The sequence below is a fragment of the Mycobacteroides franklinii genome, assembly GCF_002013895.1.
Lineage (GTDB): Bacteria > Actinomycetota > Actinomycetes > Mycobacteriales > Mycobacteriaceae > Mycobacterium > Mycobacterium franklinii.
Map to the genome: position 1 here is coordinate 94,131 of NZ_MAFQ01000011.1, position 14,090 is coordinate 108,220.

13 protein-coding genes are annotated in these 14,090 nt (G+C 64.7%); 2 read left to right on the forward strand and 11 right to left on the reverse strand.

Going from position 1 to position 14,090, the window contains the following annotated elements:
• The first annotated feature begins 11 nt into the window (after positions 1-11).
• The gene (locus B4393_RS19350) at positions 12-644 is read left to right on the forward strand and encodes a hypothetical protein (protein WP_078335461.1); all 633 of its coding nucleotides are present in this window, start codon (positions 12-14) and stop codon (positions 642-644) included.
• Between the two features lie 24 nt (positions 645-668).
• Here the strand turns inward: B4393_RS19350 and B4393_RS19355 are convergent, their stop codons facing one another.
• Positions 669-1,505 carry an extracellular solute-binding protein gene (locus B4393_RS19355; protein WP_078335462.1) on the reverse strand — a complete coding sequence of 279 codons (837 nt, stop codon included), beginning with the start codon at positions 1,503-1,505 and terminating at the stop codon, positions 669-671.
• Between the two features lie 60 nt (positions 1,506-1,565).
• On the opposite strand from B4393_RS19355, the gene B4393_RS19360 reads away from it, so the two are divergent.
• The gene (locus tag B4393_RS19360; protein ID WP_078335463.1) at positions 1,566-3,509 is read left to right on the forward strand and encodes a gamma-glutamyltransferase family protein; all 1,944 of its coding nucleotides are present in this window, start codon (positions 1,566-1,568) and stop codon (positions 3,507-3,509) included.
• A gap of 8 nt (positions 3,510-3,517) precedes the next feature.
• Here B4393_RS19360 and eutC read toward each other — a convergent pair whose 3' ends face one another.
• The 10 genes from eutC to B4393_RS19415 all read right to left on the reverse strand — a co-directional run bounded on the left by eutC (position 3,518) and on the right by B4393_RS19415 (position 13,828).
• A complete protein-coding gene (eutC, locus tag B4393_RS19365; RefSeq protein ID WP_078335464.1) occupies positions 3,518-4,291 on the reverse strand; it encodes an ethanolamine ammonia-lyase subunit EutC in 774 nt (257 codons plus the stop codon).
• Complete coding sequence (locus B4393_RS19370; RefSeq protein ID WP_078335465.1) at positions 4,288-5,703, reverse strand: ethanolamine ammonia-lyase subunit EutB; 1,416 nt, start codon at positions 5,701-5,703, stop codon at positions 4,288-4,290. The genes eutC and B4393_RS19370 overlap by 4 nt, the downstream gene beginning before the upstream one ends.
• Positions 5,700-7,127 carry an ethanolamine permease gene (eat, locus tag B4393_RS19375; RefSeq protein ID WP_078335466.1) on the reverse strand — a complete coding sequence of 476 codons (1,428 nt, stop codon included), beginning with the start codon at positions 7,125-7,127 and terminating at the stop codon, positions 5,700-5,702. The genes B4393_RS19370 and eat overlap by 4 nt, the downstream gene beginning before the upstream one ends.
• A gap of 74 nt (positions 7,128-7,201) precedes the next feature.
• Complete coding sequence (exaC, locus tag B4393_RS19380) at positions 7,202-8,725, reverse strand: acetaldehyde dehydrogenase ExaC (RefSeq protein ID WP_078335467.1); 1,524 nt, start codon at positions 8,723-8,725, stop codon at positions 7,202-7,204.
• A gap of 106 nt (positions 8,726-8,831) precedes the next feature.
• Positions 8,832-10,115, reverse strand: coding sequence for a helix-turn-helix domain-containing protein (locus B4393_RS19385; RefSeq protein ID WP_078335468.1), 1,284 nt, complete (start codon positions 10,113-10,115; stop codon positions 8,832-8,834).
• Positions 10,116-10,260: 145 nt separating this feature from the next.
• A complete protein-coding gene (locus B4393_RS19395; protein WP_078335470.1) occupies positions 10,261-10,704 on the reverse strand; it encodes a PH domain-containing protein in 444 nt (147 codons plus the stop codon).
• A 3-nt stretch (positions 10,705-10,707) separates the two neighbouring features.
• A complete protein-coding gene (ribH, locus tag B4393_RS19400) occupies positions 10,708-11,190 on the reverse strand; it encodes a 6,7-dimethyl-8-ribityllumazine synthase (RefSeq protein ID WP_078277897.1) in 483 nt (160 codons plus the stop codon).
• Positions 11,187-12,440: a bifunctional 3,4-dihydroxy-2-butanone-4-phosphate synthase/GTP cyclohydrolase II gene (locus B4393_RS19405; RefSeq protein WP_070939561.1), complete on the reverse strand. Its 1,254-nt coding sequence runs from the start codon at positions 12,438-12,440 to the stop codon at positions 11,187-11,189. Before B4393_RS19405 ends, ribH begins: the two co-directional genes overlap by 4 nt.
• 134 nt (positions 12,441-12,574) lie before the next feature.
• Complete coding sequence (locus B4393_RS19410) at positions 12,575-13,168, reverse strand: riboflavin synthase (protein WP_078335471.1); 594 nt, start codon at positions 13,166-13,168, stop codon at positions 12,575-12,577.
• A 57-nt stretch (positions 13,169-13,225) separates the two neighbouring features.
• Positions 13,226-13,828, reverse strand: coding sequence for a hypothetical protein (locus B4393_RS19415; protein WP_078335472.1), 603 nt, complete (start codon positions 13,826-13,828; stop codon positions 13,226-13,228).
• Positions 13,829-14,090: the final 262 nt, after the last annotated feature.

Sequence of the window (14,090 nt, forward strand, 5' to 3'; positions counted from 1 at the left end):
GGACAAGTTGGATGAAACTCGGCGTTGGCTCACTGGCAGTTGCCCTGATCACGATGGGCGGGATTGTCGCGTCCCCCGCGATCGGTTCGGCCGACCCGGAAATCCCCACGCCGGCACCGACATCCGAAACCGCCTCCCGGACAGCGATACTCCCGGTATTTCCGCAGGAAGGTATCCGCGTGAGAACCGGGAAGCCCGGCGAGCTGCTGACGATCCAGTTGCCCGACGACGTTCCGCTGTCGCCCGCACAATGGGGACCCGACGGAGCGGCGACGTATCGGTCGGCGGACACCGATTACACGATCACACCCCTGATCGACGGCGGCGAGTATTTCACCATCGTGAAGAAGAACCCGACCGATTCCTTCGAATACAACCTGCGTCTCGGATTGCCCGCCGGCACCCACTGGGTCCGCTACGGCACCACCTTGCTGATCGAATCCGATGGTGCGGGGGAAAACCCGTCAATGCTGGTGGGAATGTTCGCCTCGCCCAAGGTCACCACCGACCGTGGGGCTGATATCCCCTTGACCGTCAAGATCGATTCCGATGCCGGGGTGAGACTTTCGGCGCGCAGCCCCGAACTCGTCAACACGCCGGTTGAGATCGGTTTCTCCTACCACCCCGTGGACGTCGCGACATAGCCGAGTCCGTCGCGGAAGCGCCGGTCACGGCGCACCGAAACCGAAGCTCGCCATGAACCGGTGGCCGTCGCCGCTGCGCGCTGAGTCGACAAGCTGCTTGGCCCGGTTTTGATTCTCCGACTTGGTGGTGACGGCAATCGAGTACCGCTCCACCGACACCGCGTCACCGGGAAAACTCAGTGTCGTCACGCGGGTGTCGGCGCCCTTGGCGTACGACGAGTAGGTGAGCCCCACGTCGGCCCGCCCCGCAGCTACCGCATCCACCACCGCACTCGCAGTATCCGCTGTCAGCGCCGCAGCGAGCTGAACCGCAAGCGTCGAAGCAACGCGTGCCGTGGCCGCGCCGCAGGCAAGTTCCGGCGCACACACGGCAAGCCGCGTCCCGGGCCGGGCCACGTCGTTGAACGTGGCCACGTGATTCGGATTTCCAGGCGGCGTGACCAGCACCAGTCTGTTGGAGGCGAACGCTGCCGGATCACTCACCTGACCCGCGTGCACCGCCTTGTTCATGTCGGGGTCTTCCACGACAAGCACATCCGGGGCGGGGCCCTGGTCTAGCGCGTCGACAAGTTCTTGCGAGCGTTTGAACGTGAGCTGTATCTGGGTGCCCGGATGGTCGATCTGGAATCGTTTGGCCAGCTCACTGAACACGGCTCGCATCGGCTGGTCGACCGATACCCGCAGCGTCATCGGGACCGCGGCACCGCCGACCTCGCCCGCATCACCGGGGCGCGTGGTTGGGACGGGCGGTGGCGACGAACCACATCCCGCGACGGCGAGAGCCGTCGCCAGCACCGCAGCGATGGACGCTGATCGCTGCCGTCCGAAGAATCCGGATGTCTGGGGCACGCCTCCGAACACGCGCGGAACCTATCACGGAGGTCGACCACTCACCCGGCCATGGCATAACGTGATGGCACTGTGAGAGCCCTGACCAGAGCGCTAGCCATCACCTCGATCGCCCTCCTAGCGTCCGCGGGCTGCGCCAGCGACGTGAAGACCAGGCCGGGTGGCACGACGGAACCCTGCGGGATCAGCGCAAACGGTGTTCCCACCACGAAAACCGGTGCGGCCCAGGCCACTCCCGAACGAGACATCTCCACCAATCCCGAAGTGGCAACCGGCTATCGAACCGGGATGACCGCGGTACGTACCGCGAGTTATGCGGTCGCCACCGCCAACCCGCTGGCCACGCAGGCCGCATGCAAGGTGCTGCGCGATGGAGGGTCGGCCGCCGATGCTGTTATCGCCGCGCAGGCGGTGCTTGGACTGGTTGAACCGCAGTCCTCGGGTATCGGGGGCGGCGGCTTCCTCGTCTACTACGACGCCGGCACCGGAGCCGTGCAGACGTACGACGGTCGGGAGGTCGCGCCGGCCGCCGCGACCGAGAATTATCTGCGGTGGGTTGACGACGCCAACCGGACCCCGCCCAAGCCCGATGTGCGCTCATCGGGGCGTTCGATCGGGGTACCCGGAATCCTTCGGATGCTCCACGACGTGCACGCCGAGCACGGCACCACACCGTGGCGCGACTTGTTCACTCCGGCAGTCCAGTTGGCCGATGATGGTTTCGAGATCAGTCCCCGGCTCGCCGCCGCGATCACAGATTCCGCCGCCAGCCTTGCCTTCGACCCCGAAGCCGACTCGTACTTCCTCAACACCGATGGATCGGCCAAGTCCGCGGGAACGAAAATCACCAATCCCGCATACGCGAAAACCCTTGGCGCCGTTGCTACCAATGGCCCCGACGCCTTCTACAAAGGCGCCATCGCCGAGGGCATCGTCGCCGCGGCGGCAGACACCTCGTCGGGGCGCACCCCGAGCATGATGACTACCGCCGACTTGTCCGGATACACCACCAAGAAGCGGCAAGCGCTGTGCACCACATACCGCGACCATGAAATCTGTGGAATGCCGGCGCCCTCGTCGGGCGGTATCGCGGTAGCCGCGACATTGGGGATCCTGCAGAACTTCCCGATGGCGTCCTTTCGGCCCACCGATATCGACCTCGACGGCGGCAAGCCGACAGTCGACGGGGTGCACTACATCGCCGAGGCCGAACGCCTGGCCTATGCCGACCGCGACAAGTACGTTGCGGACACCGATTTTGTTGCACTGCCCGGTAATTCACCAGCCACGCTACTCAACCCGGCATACCTGGCGGGACGGGCGAAACTGATCTCCGGCGAGAAGACGATGGGTGTGGCCAAGCCTGGTGAATTCGATGTACCGGCATCGGCCGCGGTGTCCACCCCCGAGCACGGCACCAGCCAGGTAACCGTTGTCGATGCCCAGGGCAACGCCGCATCACTCACCACCACAGTGGAATCCGCGTTCGGTTCGTTCCATATGGTCGACGGGTTCTTCCTCAACAACCAACTCACCGACTTCTCGGTCGAGCCCGTGGGCAAGGACGGGCTTCCGGTTGCCAACCGACTGCAACCGGGAAAGCGGCCGCGCAGTTCGATGGCGCCTACCCTGGTTTTCGAACGCACGGAGTCCGGCAAGCGGGGCGCGCTGTTGTTGGCACTCGGATCACCGGGCGGCGCGGTCATCATCCAGTTTGTCGTGAAAACCCTTGTCGGCATTCTTGACTGGGGACTCGATCCTCAACAGGCGGTGTCGATGGTGGATTTCGGCGCCAACAACTCCCCCAAGACCAACGTCGGCGGTGAGCACCCCAATATCGATGCCGATGACGGTGGCGCCAACGATTCACTGGTCCAAGGTCTGCGCGCGCGTGGGCATACCGTCGACGTCGCCGATCAATCCAGCGGTCTGTCCGCGCTGGTGCGGCGGGGGGCCGGCTGGATCGGTGGTGCGGACCCTCGCCGCGAGGGCCTCGTCATGGGAGACACCGGTTAGCGCTCCGATCAGCCCAGCGCGCCCTGCCCGGCGTCGTCGATGGCCGAGGCGCGCGAGGTGTCCTTGAGCGCCACCCCGGAGCGCCCCAGCTGACGTGCGCCGCTGACCAGGCTGGCCGCGATGTGCGCGGCTTCCCGATAGCTGAGCCCGTCGGGTGGGTGGATGTTGGAGATGCAATTGCGGTCCGCATCGGTGCAACCGGGCCGGGGCAGATGCGTGAGGTAGATACCGAGGCTGTCGACAACGCTGAGCCCGGGCCGCTCCCCGATGACGACGATCAGTGTGCGGTACCGACCTTGCGCGGCGATGTGATCGCCCAGCGCGACCCGGGCCTGGGTCGCGATCACCGGTGCGGCCAGCGTGTACGAGTCGCCAAGCCGTAGTACGAGCTCGCGCACCAGCGGAACCCCGTGGCGCATGAGGGCGGTGGGTGAAAGACCATCGGCCAGGACGATTCCGATATCAGCCGCCTGAGGCGGCACCGCAGACAAGTCGGCGGGCAACCGGCCGAGGTCGGGTCTGCGCAAATACTCTGCCCGAGAACGCACTTGGCTGGTGACCACGGCGGGCGTCCCCACGCCGATACCGGCCACCTCGGCAGCGAGGCGCTCGGTGTCCAGCGGCACGTGCACAGCGTCTCGGGCGGTCGCGTGGGCGGCAGCCAAATCCAGCACGTCGCGAGTGTGCAGCGCGTTGCCCGCCCTGTCCAAACCGATCCGGGCCTGGGTGTTCAGTCTCAGCTCTGTCCAAAACCTCTGGCGGTCAACATCACCGGTTGTCATCGAGCGCCCGACATGGTCAGTGCGCGCAACGGTGAGCTGGTCACGTCGAAAGGTGTCAGACGACCGTCATCGTCGACCATTCCGATGGCGTGCAGCCACTGCTCGAACTCTGGTGCCGGGCGCAGGCCCAGCGTCCGGCGCGCCTGCAGGACATCGTGAAACGACAGACTCTGATAGCCCAGCATCACGTCGTCGGCACCCGGAACGGTGATGACAAACGCCACGCCCGCGGCGGCGAGCAGGATCAGCAGCGTGTCCATATCGTTCTGATCGGCCTCGGCATGATTGGTGTAGCAAACGTCGACACCCATCGGCAGGCCCAGGAGCTTGCCGCAAAAATGGTCTTCCAATCCGGCGCGAACGATCTGTTTACCGTCATAGAGGTATTCGGGCCCAATGAATCCGACGACGGTGTTGACCAGGAACGGCTCGAGGTCGCGGGCCACCGCGTACGCGCGAGTCTCCAAGGTCTGCTGGTCGACAGGTTTACCGCCGGTACCCAAGTGGGCGCCTGAACTCAAGGCCGATCCCTGACCGGTTTCGAGATACATGACGTTGTCCCCGACGGTCCCCCGGTGTAGGGCCCTGGTGGCATCACGCCCCTCCCGCAGCAGCGCAATATCCACTCCGAAAGCAGAATTGGCGCCCTCGGTGCCGGCAATCGATTGGAACGTCAAATCCACCGGCGCTCCCCGCTCGATGAGTCCTATCGTCGTCGTGATGTGCGAGAGAACGCATGACTGGGTCGGGATGCCGTAACGCGATCTGATGGAGTCCAGCAGATGAAGCAAATCCGATGTGGCCTCCGGTGAATCGGTCGCCGGGTTGATGCCGATGACGGCGTCACCACATCCCAGAAGTAGCCCGTCCAGCACCGCGGCGGCGACTCCGCGCGGATCGTCGGTGGGGTGGTTCGGTTGCAGTCGGGTGGCCAGCGTGCCCTTTCCGCCGACGGTGGTGCGGAAAGCCGCGCTCACGTGCATGGCGGCGCCCACCGCGACCAGATCCTGATTGCGCATGATCTTGCTGACCGCCGCCGCCATCTCCGGGGTGATTCCCGCGGAGACGGCGGTAATCCGCTCGGCGCCATCATCACGGGATGCGCTGTCCAACAACCAATCCCGAAATCCACCGACCGTCAGGTGCGAGATGGCACCGTAGGCCCGGCGGTCGTGGCTATCGATGATCAGCCTGGTGACCTCATCGCTTTCGTAGGGCACCACCGCCTCGTTGAGAAAGGTGTCGAGCGGCAGGTCCGCGAGAACCCAGGCCGCAGCGGCCCGTTCGGCATCCGAGCCCGCCGCACATCCGGCCAGCTCATCACCCGACCGCAGCGGCGTCGCCTTGGCCATGACATCCACAAGCCCGTCGAAGGCGTAGTTCGCCCCGGCGACCTGCTGCCGGTATTTCACGTGAGCTCGCTTTCCGCCTCCGCCAGCATCGCGAATTCCTCGTCCGGCGAGTTCGCCACCAGCCGATGGCGGCTATAGAGGGCGAAGTACAGCATGAACGCCGCGAACACTGCCAGGCACAGTCCCGCCGCGACCGGATTGACCAGGAATGTCGCGATGACGGCCAACACCGCGACCACGAGGGCGAAGCTGGTGGTCGCGATTCCACCCGGCGTGCGATAGGGCCGCGGCATATTCGGCTCACGCACCCGCAACGCGATATGGCTGACCATCATCAGCACATAGCTGAGGGCGGCACCGAAGACCGCCATGTTCAGCAGCAGGTCACCGTGTCCGGTCAAGGACAACGCGAATCCGACGATGCCGGGGACGATCAGGGCCAGTGTGGGCGCCTTCCGCGAGTTGGTCACCGACAGAACCGTCGGGAGATAACCCGCGCGGGAGAGCGCGAACAGCTGCCGTGAGTATGCGTAGATGATCGAGAAGAAGCTCGCGACGAGCCCGGCCAGCCCTATGTAGTTGACCAGCTTGGCAGCGGTACCGTGACCGAGCGCCTCAACCAGCGGATTGCCCGAATCCGACATCTGCTCCGCACCACCTGCTCCGGTGGTGAGCACCAGCGCCGTCGCACAGGTAACCAATAGCACCGCGATGGCCGCGATAATCCCCCGGGGCACATTGCGTTCCGGGTTGGCCGTCTCCTCGGCGGCCAGCGGAACACCCTCCACCGCGAGGAAGAACCAAATGGCGAACGGAATGGCGGCCCAGATACCCAGGTATCCGTGCGGCAGGATGCTGGAAGCCCCGGCCGCACTTTCGTCCACCGCGATGTTGGTCAGGTTGTGGATATCGAAATGAGCGGCGGCCGCGATCGCGAAGATCAGCAGGCCGAGCAAAGCAATAGCCGTGATGGCGAACATCACCTTCAGCGCCTCGCCGACACCCGACAAATGGATCCCGATGAAAAAGGCGTAGGCGGCCAGGTAGACCCACCATCCGTTGGTGATGCCGAACAGCCCCAGAGATTGCACGTAGGCGCCGATGAAGGTGGCTATGGCGGCCGGGGCGATCGAGTACTCAATGAGAATGGCGGTGCCCGTGGCGAATCCACCCCACGGACCAAGGGCGCGCCGCGCGAACGTGTAGCCGCCGCCGGCAGTCGGTAGCGCCGATGAGAGCTCCGCCATGCCCAGCACCAGTGCCAGGTACATGCCGGCGATCACCACGGTGGCGATGGCCAGCCCACCGAACCCGCCTTGGCCAAGACCGAAGTTCCAGCCCGAATAGTCGCCGGACACCACATAACTCACGCCGAGGCCGGCGAGCAGCAGCCAGCCCGCGCTACCCGATTTGAGTTGGCGCTTGCGTAGATAGTCCGCGCTCTCGAGATGCTCCTCGACGAGGCCGTTCCTGGTGGTCGCCATATTGTTTCCTTGCTCTCTGCACATCAATTCAGGTGGATGACTTCACTTTCCGGCTATATCGCGCATGGCGATCATCAGAAGAATCCCTGGGCCTTGGAGCTGTAGGACACCAGCAGGTTCTTGGTCTGCTGGTAGTGGTCGAGCATCATCTTGTGGTTCTCGCGGCCGATGCCGGACCGCTTGTATCCACCGAAGGCAGCGTGTGCGGGGTACTGGTGATAGCAGTTGGTCCACACGCGGCCCGCCTTGATATCCCGGCCGGCGCGGTAGGCGATGTTGCCGTTGCGGCTCCATACGCCCGCCCCCAGCCCATACGGGGTGTCGTTGGCAATGGCGATGGCATCGTCATAGTCGGCGAACGAGGTCACAGCCAGCACCGGGCCGAAAATCTCCTCCTGGAAGATTCGCATCGAGTTGTTCCCGGCGAAGACCGTCGGCGTGACGTAGTAACCGCCCGCCAGGTCGCCTCCCAGCTCCGCGCGCTCACCGCCGGTGACCAGCCGCGCCCCTTCGGCTTTACCGATATCGATGTAGGACAGGATCTTCTCGAGCTGCTCATGAGAGGCCTGTGCACCCATCATGGTCTCGGTGTCCAGCGGATTGCCCTGACGGATGGCCTTGGTACGGATGGCGGCCAGCCCCAAGAAGTCATCGAAGATGTCGGCCTGGATCACGCTGCGCGAAGGGCAGGTGCACACCTCGCCCTGATTGAACGCGAACATCGTGAACCCCTCCAGGGCTTTGTCCTGGAAATCGTCACTGGCCGACATCACGTCGGAGAAAAACAGATTGGGGCTCTTGCCACCGAGCTCCAGGGTGACCGGTATCAGGTTCTGGCTGGCGTACTGCATGATCAAGCGGCCTGTGCTGGTCTCGCCGGTGAATGCGATCTTGGCGATCCGGCTGCTGGAGGCCAGCGGCTTGCCCGCTTCCACCCCGAATCCGTTGACGATGTTCACCACACCCGGCGGTAGCAGATCGCCGATGAGCGAGAACAAGTAGAGAATCGACGCCGGGGTTTGTTCGGCGGGCTTGAGCACGACCGTGTTGCCCGCGGCAATGGCGGGGGCCAATTTCCAGCTGGCCATCAACAGCGGAAAGTTCCACGGGATGATCTGTCCGACAACGCCGAGGGGCTCGTGGAAATGGTAGGCGACGGTGTCCTCGTCGATCTCCGATAGTGAACCCTCCTGTGCCCGAAGTACACCGGCGAAGTATCGGAAGTGATCGACGGCCAACGGGATATCGGCGTTCAGGGTTTCGCGGATGGGCTTGCCGTTGTCCCACGACTCGGCCACGGCGATGGACTCCAGGTGGGATTCCATTCGGTCGGCGATCCGGTTGAGGATGAGCGCCCTGTCGGCCGGTGAGGTCTTGGCCCAGCCGGGTGCGGCGGCGTGCGCGGCATCGAGCGCCTTCTCCACGTCGGCTTCACCCGAGCGGGGTATCTCGCAGAACACCTCCCCGGTCACCGGGGTGCGGTTCTCGAAGTACCGCCCGTCGGCCGGGGGAACCCATTGCCCGCCAATGAAATTCTCGTAGCGGGACGCGAAAGTCATCAGCGATCCCTGCGCACCCGGGCGGGCATAAACAGTCACGGAGGTCTCCTACCTTCAAGCGACAGATGTGTCGGTGATCACTGAAGGTAGGTTTTGGCCCGTTGCAGCACGGTTGCAACTTTTTAGGCCCGGCTCGGGCCCGCACTCAGGCCAGATCGGAATCCAGGGCGATGAGGTGACCGCGGGCTTCCGACTGCATGATCGCGCCGACGCCGGGATGGTCGTACAACCCCTGCCATCCCTCACGATCATCACGCGCCTCAGGCAGATCGAGCCACCGGCGCAGCAGATGCAGATCACCGCTGACCAGGACGGCGCCGCGCAGGCTCGAACTCAGTTCCAGGCGTAGCCGGCCCACCGCCGGGGCCGCCGAACGCGGCAACAGCTGCCCGGAGTAGTGATCCATGGCCGTGGCGATATCACCGGCCCGGAGCGCCGAGAAGACATCGCCCATATCGCTTCGCACATGCTTGAGCAGCCGATACGGCCGGGACCCGATCAATTCATCGCCCACGATGCGGCGCAGTCGCGACATTTCCGCACGGATGGTCACCACGTCGAGATCGTTCTCGTCGAGCAGCATCGCGAGATGGTCTGCGCTCAGCCCCTCGGGATGCCGGAGCAACAGCGCCAAGATCTCGGCATGACGTCCGGATAGACGATGCGCGTGCCCGCCGTCGGCGATATGCAGAACCGGACGGTTGGCGCCGAGCACGGTCAGCCGGGGGCCGGCCTCGGCCTCTGGGCGGCTGCCTCGGGGATACTCCAGGGCAATAAAATGCTCGACGGCAACCGCGGTGGCGCGCACCAGGGCCAAGGTTTGGGCGGAAGCTACCTCCACGCCGCCCGTCAGATCGAGACTGCCCAGCGGCGTTCCGGTCAGCGGATCATGTATCGGGACCGCGGTGCACGACCACGGCCGGACAAGCCTGCAGAAGTGTTCACTACCGCTGATCTGTACCTCGCGATCCAGCGCCAGGGCGGTACCCGGGGCGTTGGTGCCCACCGCACGTTCACTCCAGTCGGCACCGGGTACAAAGTTCATCGCCGCGGCCTTACGGCCCGCCCCGGAATCACCCTCCACCCAGAGCAGCGCACCGTCGGCAGCAGTGACCCCGACAAGCACACCCGAATCGGTGGCGTGATCCACGAGCAGGCGACGGATGACGGGCAGGGCACCGGCGAGCGGATGACTGCTGCGCAATTCGGTCAGGTGCCTCGCAGCGGCCGCTTCACCAGGCCCGCGATCCGGATCGACCCCGGTCGCAAGGCTGCGCTGCCAGCTCTCGGTCACCAGACGCGGCAGGGGTACCGACTCGAGGTACGAACCATCTACCCGACCCGCCACGAAGAGGTCGTGCGCGTCACGTACGGACGTCAGCGACGCGCGGGCAAACCCACGACGCGCTGTTGTTCTCGTAGTCGCCACGATCTCCAAGCTCTCTGCCGTTGTCATTCTTGCAGGCACGGCCGGTATTCACACGATACTTGGCCCTCGGCGCCGGGAGGGGAAACTGCACGAGATAGCTGATCGGCCGCGGATACGAGAACCTCCGCACAAGGCGGCCGCGAAGCTATCCGCGGTACTTGCTCAGTACTTCCCGGAGGGCATCCATGGCGTCGACAGCTCGTTGCTTGTCGATCGCCTGGATGGCCATCATCGGCTCGTACTCGAAGTCCTCCAAATCCAGGCGCGCCCACTGCGCACCCGGCGGAAACGACACCCCGACCACCTCGGGCCACGGAATGAGCTTGGGCCCCAACACATTGCGTACCTCGATGCCAGGCGCCCCGGCGCGCACACGCGGACGCGCGAACATCAGAACCACACATGCGATGACGATGCCCACCAGGGCAATGCCAACCTGGTCCGAGGTCTTGAAGATCACTCCGCTGGGCGAAATCTTCAACAACACACCTACGGCGATATGCGCCGCCGCGATGATGAAGGCGGCACCGTATACGAAATACGGCGACAAGTGCGGTTTGAGGACGATGTCCCAGTCAGCGTCGGCCACGCCTCACGCCCAGGGCTGACGGAGCCGGCGCAGCGTCAGTGCGGTGTCCAGAGCGGCGGCCGCGGCCTGGGCGCCCTTGTCCTCCGCAGAGCCCGGCAGTCCGGCACGGTCGATCGCCTGCTGTTCGTTGTTCACGGTGAGCACACCGTTGGCGACCGGTGTACTGGTGTCCAAGGAGACTCGTGTCAGACCCGTGGTCACCGCATCGCAGACGTAGCCGAAATGCGGTGTCCCGCCTTGGATCACCACTCCGAGTGCGACCACCGCGTCGTGCGTGCGCGCCAACGCCTGCGCCACCACTGGAATCTCGATGGCGCCCAGCACCCGCACCACGGTCGGCCGGTCGATACCCGCCTCGGTGGCCACCCTCTGTGCGCCCTCGAGCAGCGCGGTGCAGATCTGCTCATGCCACGTGCTGGCCACGATCGCCAGACTGATACCGGACGCGTCACCGACCTTCAGTGACGGGATACCCTCGCCGCTCACGCGCCATCAGCCTCGGGGTGATCGTCAAGATCGGCGAGGTCATGCCCCATCCGGTCCCGCTTGGTGCGCAGATAACGGATGTTCTCCGAGTTCGCCCGCACTGGCAGCGGTACCCGCTCGATGATGTGCAATCCGTAGCCGTCCAGCCCCACACGCTTGGCGGGGTTATTCGTCAACAGCCGCATCGACTTCACGCCTAGGTCGACCAAAATCTGTGCACCCAAACCGTAATCGCGCGCGTCGGCAGGCAGACCGAGCTTCAGATTGGCGTCCACGGTGTCCTCGCCGGCATCCTGCAACTGGTAAGCCTGCAACTTGTGCATGAGGCCGATGCCGCGGCCCTCGTGGCCGCGCATGTACAGCACTATGCCGCGGCCTTCCTTGGCCACCATCTCCATCGCGGCATCCAACTGCGGACCGCAATCGCAACGGCGCGAACCGAATACGTCACCGGTCAAACACTCGGAGTGCACGCGCACCAGCACGTCGTTTCCGTCGCCCTCGGGGCCCGAGATATCTCCGAGCACCAAGGCCACGTGTTCCACGTCGTCATAGATGCTGGTGTATCCCACTGCCCGGAACTCACCGTGTTGGGTGGGGATGCGCGCCTCGGCGATCCGCTCCACGTGCTTCTCGTGCTTGCGCCGCCACTCGATCAGATCGGCGATCGACACCAGCGCCAGGTTGTGTTCGTCGGCAAAGACCCGTAGCTCTTCGGTCTGGGCCATCGCGCCCTCGTCCTTTTGGCTGACGATCTCGCAAATCACCGCGGCCGGACGTAATCCCGCGAGCTTGGCGAGGTCAACCGATGCCTCGGTGTGGCCGGGGCGACGCAGCACCCCACCTTCCTTGGCACGCAACGGAACCACGTGCCCGGGTTTCGTGAAGTCGTCGGGGGCACTTGCGGCATCCGCCAGCAGACGCATGGTGGCCGCGCGGTCGGAAGCCGAAATCCCGGTTCCGATACCGTTTTTCGCGTCAACGGTGACGGTGTAGGCAGTGCCGTGCTTGTCCTGATTCACCGCATATTGGGGCAGCAGGCCGAGGCGATCGCAATCCTCCCCCGCCAGCGGTACGCACAGGTACCCCGAGGTGTACCGCACCATGAAGGCCACCAACTCTGGGGTGGCTTTCTCGGCGGCGAAAATCAGATCGCCTTCGTTCTCCCGATCCTCATCGTCGACGACGACGATGGCCTTACCGGCGGCGATATCGGCGACAGCGCGTTCGATGCTGTCCAACCTGGTCATGGGGACCACTCTCGTTAGGGGCGTGTGGGCATCTCAATTATGAACCACCGCGGTTTCGTCGATTCGCGCGCTGTTCACTCAGTGGAACTAGCAGCGGGCTTGATGCTTTCCGCGTGCGCCGGGGGTTGGGCGCCTCACCGGTGTTCGAGCAGGCGTTCGACGTACTTTGCGATCACATCCACCTCGAGATTGACCGCGGTTCCCACCGCCGCGGCCCCCAGGGTGGTCAAGCCCAGCGTGGTGGGTATGAGGGACACCTCGAACCAGTCCTGCCCCAGCGCCGAGACCGTCAGCGACACCCCGTCCACGGTGATCGAGCCCTTTTCGACGACGTACTTGGCCACCGACTCGGGTAGCGAGACCCGCACTACTTCCCAGTTCTCCGACGGTGTGCGCGACAGCACGTTTGCGGTGCCGTCGACATGCCCCTGGACGATGTGGCCGCCGAGGCGGCTGTTCACCGCCGCCGCCCGTTCCAGATTGACCTTGGCGCCCGTATCGATCTTGTCCAGGCTGGACCGCGACAGCGTCTCGCCCATCACGTCGGTGGTGAACACGCCTCCCTCGCGCACGTCGACCACCGTCAGGCAGACGCCGTTGACGGCGATCGAGTCGCCATGTTTCGCGTCTTCGACGACGAGGGGGCCGAGCACGGTGAGACGGGCAGCGTCGCCTAGATCTTCCCTGCCCAGGATCTCGCCCAGCTCCTCAACGATTCCTGTGAACATTCGACAAGCCTAGCGTTGCCGCCACGCCCCTCTTGATGGCCTTATCGGGCAATCCGTTCAGGCTCGGGTTCCCGCCGCGGCGCAGGCAACCTGCACGTCGTTGGCATCCTTGTTGAGGTCGCCGGCCTTGCCGTTGACCGAGTCCTGCCCAATGCGCAGCCCCATCAGGACCACGAGCTTGTACGCGTCACCGGACCACGCGTGCATGGGTGTCGCAAGCTCTGGAGCCAATCCGGGCGTATTAGCGGCGTCGTTGGCCACCTCTGCGGCCTCACGCACAGCGGTCCGACCGACCACATTCGTATTGGCGGCGATGGCGTTCGAGTAGTCACCCTGAGCTACCGACATCTCGTTAGCGAAATCCGAGTAGTTGGTGGCGGCGTAGGCCATCGCGTTGGACATCTTCGAACACGCGATGACGGCCGCGTCGCTGTCGCCGGCCGGAACCTCAAGAGGCTGCGCGGGAGCTTCGGCGCTGGCCGGTGGCTGCCCCGCGGCGACGGGCTGATCCACCACCTGCGCGGGAGCCGGAGGCGGGATGGGCACACCGGGGCCGGTGTCGTTGGGATCTGCGTAAGAGCCGGGCGCTACAGCAAGACCCGCGGCAAACGCGGCGACGGCGGGAATGGCCAGGTAGCGGCGGATATTTAGTAGCCTCATCAATTCCTCTCCAGATGATCGGCTGCACGAGGGCGGACTCCGCGACACTGCGTGACAGACCAGCGGCCTCGCCGCCCACAGACCATAAGACACATAAGTGGGACCGACGCGATGCCGTTCGGATCTGACTATAGGGAATCCACGGCGCCGTGACTGGCGCTAGCCTGAATGCCAAATTAACAACTGATGGCAGCAAGGATTTCCACTACGCGTTGAAAGTGATCTGCGACTAGCACCCCCAGCGTCCTCAGCAGTCACATTG